Source organism: Deinococcus pimensis DSM 21231 (assembly GCF_000519345.1).
GTDB classification, from domain to species: Bacteria; Deinococcota; Deinococci; order Deinococcales; family Deinococcaceae; genus Deinococcus_A; species Deinococcus_A pimensis.
In genome coordinates, this window is sequence record NZ_KI912635.1 from 104,776 (window position 1) to 112,337 (window position 7,562).

A 7,562-nucleotide genomic window follows, 5' to 3' on the forward strand; every position below is an offset into this window, starting at 1 on the left:
GACGAGGGCAGCGTCCGCGTGCACGGGCGCCTGCGGGCCCTGCTCGACCTCGGCGCGGGCTTCCACCCGGACCTCACGGGCCGCGAGAACGTCTACCTCGGCGGCGTCATCGGCGGCCTCACCCGCCGCGAGGTGGACGCCCGCATGCACGACATCGTCGAGTTCGCCGAGCTCGCGGAGTTCATCGACCAGCCGCTGCGCACCTACAGTTCCGGGATGCAGCTGCGGCTCGCCTTCAGCGTCGCCGCGCACACCGACCCCGAGGTGCTGCTCGTCGACGAGGTCCTCGCGGTGGGCGACCTCGCCTTCCAGCGCAAGTGCCTGGAGCGCATCGCGAGGTTCCGCGAGGAGGGCTGCACCATCGTCCTCGTCTCGCACGACACCGCGCAGGTCCGCGAGCTCTGCGACGAGGTCGTCTGGCTCTCCGGCGGGCGTGTCCGCGCGCGCGGTCCCGCCCGGGAGGTCGTGGACGCCTACGTCACCGAGATGACCGAACGCACCCGCGCCCTCACCCCGCGCGACCATCCCGACGAGGAGCTCCCGAACGGGACGGTGCTGCGCGCCGGGCACAACCGGCTCGGCAGCCTGGAGGCGCGCGTCACGTCCGTCCGTCTGCTGAGCGCGGACGGCGTCCCCGTCAGCTCGGTTCGCGCGGGCGACGCGTTGCGTGTCGAGGTGCGCGCCGAGGCGCAGCGCGACCTCCACGGGGCCATCGTGAGCGTCAGCGTCAGCCGCGAGGACGGACAGGTGCTGTACGACGCCAGCACCGCCGACGCCGCGCTGCCCCTGCCGAACCTGCGGCTCGGCGCGCGCGTCACCCTCGACCTCGCCCGGCTCGACCTCGCGGGCGGTACGTACTACGTGGACGTCGGCGTGCACGCCCCCGAGTGGGCGCACGCCCTCGACTACCACTGGCACGCCTACCCCCTGCGGGTCGAGGCGCCCCAGGGTGGTCTGCTGCGGCCGCCCTCGTCGTGGACCGTCGAGGCCGATCTCGTTCCTGCCGAACGGGGCGGCCCGACAAGGTAGGCGGGCCTCGCGCGACGCGGGGCCCGCCTCGAGGTCACGTTCGGCGTCACGAGAAGCGCGTCACCGGACGTCCCGCCTCGCGGAACCACGCCGCCGTCTCCCGCACGCCCTCCTCGAAACTCACGAAGGTCTGCCCCTGCGTCCGCAGGCGGCTCACGTTCAGGACGCAGCGCTGCAGGTCGCCCGCGCGGTACTCGCCCGCAGTCACCCGCGCTTCCACGTCCAGCGCCGACGCGAGGCCGTCCAGCACGTCGCGCGTGGTGCTGCCCACGCCCGTGCCCACGTTGAAGACGTCCCCGCCGAGTTCCCCCAGGGCGGCTGTCACGTTCACGCGCGCCACGTCCCGCACGAACACGTAGTCCCGGACGCAGCCCGCCGGGTTCCCGTCACGCGCGGCGTTCACCCGCACCGGCTCGCCCGCCAGCAGCCGCAGCGCGAAGATCGCCGCGACGCCCGCCTCGCCGTGCGGGTTCTGGCGCGGACCGTACACGTTCCCGTAGCGCAGCACCACGTACGGCAGGCCGTACTGCACGCGGAAGGTCTCCAGGTACGTCTCGAAGGCCAGCTTGCTCGTCGCGTACGGGCTGATCGGACGTTTCGGGTCGTCCTCCAGGGCGGCGTGCCCCTCGGGGACCTCGCCGTACACGGTGCCGCCGCTGCTCGCGAACACCACCCGCTGCGCGCCCGCGTCCCTGGCGGCGCGCAGCACGTTCAGCCCGCCGATCAGGTTCACCTCCGCGTCCAGCAGCGGATCGCGGACGCTCACCGACACGCTCGCCTGCGCCGCCTGATGGCTGACGACCTCCGGACGGAACTCCCGGAACACCCGCTCCACCTCGTGCGCGTCACGCACGTCCGCCACGAACAGCGGCACGCCGTGGGGCACGTGCTCCCGCCGTCCCTCCGAGAGGTCGTCGAGGACCGCGACGTCCAGTCCCCGGGCCAGAGCCGCGTCCACGATGTGGCTGCCGATAAAGCCCGCTCCGCCCGTCACCAGAAGTCTCTGCATCGTGCCCGAGTCTAGCGGGCCACCCGTTAACGCAACGTCCACGGTTTCATGAGACGCTCCCGGATCGTGGCCTCGAACCGCGAGAATGCCTTCATGACCGAAGGCGCCCCGGCTCCCCGCTTCACCGTCGTCGTGGCCGTCCACAACGCCGAACCCTACCTCGACGAGACCCTGCGCTCCATCCGCGCCCAGACCTGGACGGACTTCGAGGTCGTCATCGTCGACGACGGCAGCACCGACGGGAGTGCCGACACCGCCGAGCACTTCACCCGCGCCGACCCTCGATTTCGCCTCCTGCGCACCCCCAACCGCGGCATCTCACCCACCCGCAACCTCGCCATCGAGCACGCGCGCGGCGAGTGGATCGCCATCTGCGACGCCGACGACACCTGGCATCCCCAGAAGCTGGGGCGGCAGGCCGACTTCATCGACGCTTGGCGCGGGGAGCGCCCCCTCGTCGCGCTCGGCACCGCCGGGCACCACGTCAACGCCCGCGGACGGCTCCTGCCGCCCATCGACCTCGGCGTGCACACTCCGGAGGCGTACGACCGCCAGCTGCGCGACCACGGCGTCATGCCCATGATCAACTCCTCCGCGGTGTTCCTGCGCCGAGCCTTCCACGACGTCGGCGGCTACCGCGCCGAGTACACCCCCACCGAGGACACCGACCTGTGGACACGTCTCGCCCGCGTCGGCGTCACCCTCAACCTCCCCGACCGCCTCACCTTCTACCGGCTGCACCCCGGGAGTGTCTCGTCACGGAAGTTCGTGCGGATGATGACGCACGTCGAACGCATCAGGGAGAACACCCGCCGCCTCGCGCGCGGCGAGCCCGAACTGAGCGAGGCCGACTTCGACGCCCTGCTGCGCGCGGACCCCGCCCGCCACCGGGAGGTCGTACGTCGCCTGCGGCAGGACGCCCTCATCCAGCGGGCCCGCAACGCCTGGTACCACGGCCAGCGCGCGCACGGCCTCGCCCTGCGCCTCGCCGCCGCCGCCGCGCACCCCGCGCGCACCCTCGCGCAGCTCCGCGCCCGACTCCGGGGGTAGATTGGTCCTCGTGCCCGACGTCCTCTCCAGCTTCCTGCATCACCTCACCGCCGCCACGCCCGACGTCTCGCCCGCCGTGCTGCTGTTCGGGCTGCCGCTCGCGTTCCTCGCCGGGTTCATCGACGCCATCGCGGGCGGCGGGGGCGTCATCACGATCCCCACGCTGTACTTCATGGGCCTGTCGCCCGCGCAGGTCGTCGCGACGAACAAGCTCCTCGCGATCTTCGGGAGTTCCAGCGCGTCCGTGCAGTTCTGGCGGCGCGGCGCGGTGGACCGGGCCCTGCTCGCGCGCATGGCGCCGCTCGCGCTGCTCGGCAGCGCCCTCGGCGCGCAGCTCGTCCTCGGCTTCAAGAACGACGAGGCCTTCCGCACCATCATCGCGGTGCTCATCCTGATCGTCGGGACGCTCGTCGTGACGAACCGCTCGCTGGGCCTCGCGTCGCGCTACGAGGGCCTCACCGCGCGCACCCTGCTGATCGCGCTGCCCGCCGCGCTCGCCATCGGCGTGTACGACGGCTTCTTCGGTCCCGGCACCGGCACCTTCCTGATGTTCGTGTTCGTCCGCTTCCTGATGTTCGACTTCGTGACGGGCAGCGGCAACGCCCGCGTCATCAACTTCCTCACGAACCTCGGGGCCTTCGTGACGTTCCTCGTGTCGGGCGCGATGGTCTGGTGGATCGGCCTGCCGATGGGTCTCGCGAACGCGCTCGGCGCGGCGCTCGGGGCGCGCATGGCGATCCTGCGCGGGAGCGCCTTCGTGAAGGCCGTGTACGTCGGGATCGTGCTGCTCGTCGTGGGCCGCCTGCTGTTCCTGAAGTAGAGGTGACGAGACGCGCCGCTCGCCGAACACGGCGGGCGGCGCGTGGAGCGGGGAGCCCGAGGGCTGCGAACCCGCTCATTGTCCGAGAGTCTAGCAGAAAAACACCGCGACCCGGCTTGCGGAAGGATCACTGTGCCCTGCTTCACCATGGGGGCCGGAGGTCATCATGACGGACACCACGAACCCCACGGCCCGCGCGGCCGAGCAGCACCACCAGGCCCCTCTCGTTCCCGTCGCCGTCGCGTACGGCGACGGCATCGGACCCGAGATCATGCGCGCCACCCTGCGCGTCCTCGAGGCCGCCGGCGCCCGCATCGAGACGCACGAGATCGAGGTGGGCGAGAGCGTCTACCTGCGCGGCGTGTCCAGCGGCATCGGTGAGGACGCCTGGGACGTCCTGCGCCGCACGGGCGTGCTGCTCAAGGCGCCCATCACCACCCCGCAGGGCGGCGGCTACAAGAGCCTCAACGTCACGATGCGCAAGACGCTCGGTCTGTACGCGAACGTGCGGCCCACCCGCGCGCTCGCGCCCTTCGTGCCGACCACGCACCCCGACATGGACCTCGTCATCGTCCGCGAGAACGAGGAGGACCTGTACGCCGGCATCGAGCACCGTCAGACGCGCGAGGTGTACCAGTGCCTCAAGATCGTCACGCGGGACGGCTGCGAACGCATCGTCCGCTACGCTTTCGAGTACGCCCGCGCGCACGGCCGCAAGCGCGTCACGTGCCTCACGAAGGACAACATCATGAAGTTCACGGACGGCCTCTTCCACGCCGTCTTCGACGAGGTCGCCGCCGAGTACCCCGACGTCGCGCACGACCACATGATCATCGACATCGGCACGGCCCGCGTCGCGACGCGTCCGGAGAAGTTCGACGTGATCGTCACGCTCAACCTGTACGGCGACATCCTCAGCGACGTCGCCGCCGAGGTGGCGGGCAGCGTGGGCCTCGCGGGCAGCAGCAACGTCGGCCTGCACGCCGCGATGTTCGAGGCGGTGCACGGTAGCGCGCCCGACATCGCCGGACGCGACATCGCCAACCCCAGCGGCCTCCTGAACGCCGCGACCCTGATGCTCACGCACGTCGGGCAGCAGGACGTCGCCGCGACCATCCAGAACGCCTGGCTGCGCACCCTGGAGGACGGCATGCACACCGCCGACATCGCCGGGGAACGCACGAAGCAGGTGCTGGGCACCCAGGCCTTCGCGGACGCCGTCATCGAACGGCTCGGGCAGACCCCGCAGGTCCTCACGGCCGCCGCGGCGGGCGAGAGCGGCAGGATCCGGCTGGACGTGCCGAAGAAGCGCGCGCCCATCGCGAAGCGCCTCGTCGGCGTGGACGTCTTCCTCGACTGGGACGACGCGGACCGCAAGCCCGACGTCCTCGGCGAGCGCCTCTCGGCAGCGGCGACGGCGGGCCTGCGTCTCACGATGATCAGCAACCGCGGCGTGAAGGTCTGGCCGCACGGCCACGAGGAGACCACCCTCACCGACCACTGGCGCTGCCGCTTCGAGGGCTCCGGCGACGTCACGAACCGCGACGTGCTCGCCCTGCTCGCGAGCGTCGAGGCCGCCGGGCTGGAGTTCGTGAAGACCGAGGGGCTCTACGAGTTCGACGGGAAGCCGGGGTACTCGATGGGCCAGGGCCAATAAGATGTAGAGACGCGTCAACGCCCCTGGCATAAGGACCCGACCGCTCGGGTCCTTACGACGCCAAAACGCGGACGGCCACTCCCACACGTGGAGAGACGCGTCACCGCCCCAGGCATGAGCGAGGGGCCGTCCCCGAGCGTACGAGGGCAGAGCGCGGTCGGTCACCTTCATCCCTTCCGCCAATCGTGCCTTTCTCAACGGCGCGCCCCGTCGGGGCGCGCCATCCTGTGGGCATGGCTGAAGAGATCGCGACGCTGGGCGGCGGGTGCTTCTGGTGCACGGAGGCGGTGTTCGACCAGCTCGAAGGGGTGCTGGACGTGGTGTCGGGCTACGCGGGGGGTCGCACGGCGAACCCGTCGTACGACGACATCTGCACGGGCACGACGGGTCACGCGGAGGTGGTGCGCGTCACCTTCGATCCGGAGCGGCTCTCGTACCGGGACGTGCTGTCGGTGTTCTTCGCGACGCACGATCCGACGACGCCGAACCGTCAGGGCGCGGACGTGGGCACGCAGTACCGCAGCACGATCATGACGCACTCGGAGGAGCAGGCGCGCGTGGCGCGCGAGGTGATCGCGGACCTCACGAAGGAGGGCGTGTTCGACGCGCCGATCGTGACGGAGGTGGTGCCCGCGCCGACCTTCTACCCGGCGGAGGACTACCATCAGGAGTACTTCGCGCGCAATCCGCGCGCCGGGTACTGTCAGGTGGTGATCTCGCCGAAGGTGGCGAAGTTCCGCAGGGCGTACGCGGACCGGCTCAAGGTCGGCGTGTGAGGGGAGAGGGGGAGGCCGCCGGCCTCCCCCTCCTGCGTGTTCAGTCGTCGCCGCCGAGTTCGTTCCTGACGTTTCGCACGGCGTTCTTGACGCCGCCGAGCAGCCCGCCCTCCATCTGCTCGGTCTGCGCGAAGCCCTCGGGGATGGGCGGCGCGAGCTTCGGCTCCTGACCCATGGGTTTGGCGCGCTGCACGCTGAACTCGCCCTTGCCGTCGAGGCTCGGGCCGCTCGTCCAGCGTCCGGTGGGCGGCTCGATGTCGTTCACGGCGGTGCTGATGAACGCGTAGCTCACGTCGCGCTTCTCCTGGGCCTGCGGGAAGCTGTTCGGGATGGGCAGGGCGCCCTCGTACCCGCCGAGCTCCTCGATCACGGCGAGCCACTGCTGCTGGTGCATCGTGTCGCGCGCGATGAGGAAGGAGAGCATGTCCTTCATGCCGGGGTCGTCCGTCATCTGGTAGAGGCGCGTGGCGAGGACGCGGCCGGTGCTCTCGGCGGCGACGTTGGCGTACATGTCCGCGACGATGTTGCCGCTGGCGTACACGTGCGACGCGTTGAAGGGCGTGCCGTCGGCGTTCTCGGGCAGCGCGGCCATCCCGGCGCTGAGGTAGTGGCGGGGCAGCATGCCGCCCATGACGGCGGCCACCATCGGGTTCTGCTTCGCGGCCTCCTCCTTCAGGGCGCCGGGGCTGCCTTCGAGGTTCATCGCGACGGCCGTGGCGAGCATCTCGATGTGCGCGATCTCCTCGGTGCCGGTCTCGAGGAGCAGGTCGCGGTACTTGGTGGGGCCGCGGCTGCCCCAGGCCTGGAAGAGGTACTGCATCATCACGCGGATCTCGCCCTCGACGCCGCCGATGGCCTGCTGGAGCATGCGCGCGAAGTGCGGGTTGGGCGTGTCGACGCGGACGGTGTACTGCAGCTGCTTGTCGTGGTAGAACATGCGTTTTTTCCTCCCGCCCTCATTGCACGCGAGCTTCATGGCGGCTTCGTGATGGGGCGGGCAACGCGCGCGTGCGGGGGCGTTCAGACTTCCGGGCGGAGCGGGACGCGCCGCCACCGTTCGTCCAGCGGGGCGGGGTCGTGCGTGACGAGCACGACGGTGCGGGGGTCCCCGGTGAGCAGGCTCAGGACGCGCGCGGCGTGGTCGGGGTCGAGGTGCGCGGTGGGCTCGTCGATCAGCAGGAGGGGCGCGGGGCTCAACAGGGCCCGCGCGAGCGAGACGCG

The 7,562-nt window shown here is 71.1% G+C and carries 8 protein-coding genes; 5 read left to right on the forward strand and 3 right to left on the reverse strand.

All coding sequences use genetic code 11. The annotated features are described in order from the left end of the window. The coding region (locus DEIPI_RS39240; RefSeq protein ID WP_045233860.1) for an ABC transporter ATP-binding protein at positions 1–1,029 on the forward strand (1,029 nt) is incomplete at its 5' end. A 46-nt stretch (positions 1,030–1,075) separates the two neighbouring features. Here the strand turns inward: DEIPI_RS39240 and DEIPI_RS0107680 are convergent. Beyond that, the gene (locus tag DEIPI_RS0107680; RefSeq protein WP_045233861.1) at positions 1,076–2,038 is read right to left on the reverse strand and encodes an NAD-dependent epimerase/dehydratase family protein; all 963 of its coding nucleotides are present in this window, start codon (positions 2,036–2,038) and stop codon (positions 1,076–1,078) included. 93 nt (positions 2,039–2,131) lie between these two features. Between DEIPI_RS0107680 and DEIPI_RS35440 the strand changes: the two genes are divergently transcribed. The 4 genes from DEIPI_RS35440 to msrA all read left to right on the forward strand — a co-directional run bounded on the left by DEIPI_RS35440 (position 2,132) and on the right by msrA (position 6,341). Further along, entirely contained in the window at positions 2,132–3,088 is a 957-nt protein-coding gene (locus DEIPI_RS35440; RefSeq protein WP_169737050.1) for a glycosyltransferase family 2 protein, read from the forward strand. Positions 3,089–3,164: 76 nt separating this feature from the next. After that, a complete protein-coding gene (locus tag DEIPI_RS0107690) occupies positions 3,165–3,908 on the forward strand; it encodes a TSUP family transporter (RefSeq protein ID WP_027481389.1) in 744 nt (247 codons plus the stop codon). 166 nt (positions 3,909–4,074) lie between these two features. Beyond that, positions 4,075–5,565, forward strand: a complete 1,491-nt coding sequence (locus DEIPI_RS0107695; RefSeq protein ID WP_084474078.1) for an NADP-dependent isocitrate dehydrogenase — start codon at positions 4,075–4,077, stop codon at positions 5,563–5,565. A gap of 233 nt (positions 5,566–5,798) precedes the next feature. Further along, positions 5,799–6,341 carry a peptide-methionine (S)-S-oxide reductase MsrA gene (gene msrA, locus DEIPI_RS0107700; protein ID WP_027481391.1) on the forward strand — a complete coding sequence of 181 codons (543 nt, stop codon included), beginning with the start codon at positions 5,799–5,801 and terminating at the stop codon, positions 6,339–6,341. 40 nt (positions 6,342–6,381) lie between these two features. On the opposite strand, the gene DEIPI_RS0107705 is transcribed toward msrA, so the two are convergent. Together DEIPI_RS0107705 and DEIPI_RS41830 are read right to left on the reverse strand one after the other, a co-directional pair. Continuing rightward, on the reverse strand, positions 6,382–7,278 hold the full coding sequence (locus tag DEIPI_RS0107705) for a manganese catalase (RefSeq protein ID WP_027481392.1): 897 nt from the start codon (positions 7,276–7,278) through the stop codon (positions 6,382–6,384). A gap of 83 nt (positions 7,279–7,361) precedes the next feature. Next, the coding region (locus DEIPI_RS41830) for an AAA family ATPase (RefSeq protein ID WP_027481393.1) at positions 7,362–7,562 on the reverse strand (201 nt) is incomplete at its 5' end.

What these genes read in the sequence shown, in the direction of transcription:
- DEIPI_RS0107680 (WP_045233861.1), bottom strand. Translation starts at nt 2,038, where the DNA reads ATGCAGAGACTTCTGGTGACGGGCGGAGCGGGCTTTATCGGCAGCCAC.
- DEIPI_RS35440 (WP_169737050.1), top strand. Translation starts at nt 2,132, where the DNA reads ATGACCGAAGGCGCCCCGGCTCCCCGCTTCACCGTCGTCGTGGCCGTC.
- DEIPI_RS0107695 (WP_084474078.1), top strand. Translation starts at nt 4,075, where the DNA reads ATGACGGACACCACGAACCCCACGGCCCGCGCGGCCGAGCAGCACCAC.
- msrA (WP_027481391.1), top strand. Translation starts at nt 5,799, where the DNA reads ATGGCTGAAGAGATCGCGACGCTGGGCGGCGGGTGCTTCTGGTGCACG.
- DEIPI_RS0107705 (WP_027481392.1), bottom strand. Translation starts at nt 7,278, where the DNA reads ATGTTCTACCACGACAAGCAGCTGCAGTACACCGTCCGCGTCGACACG.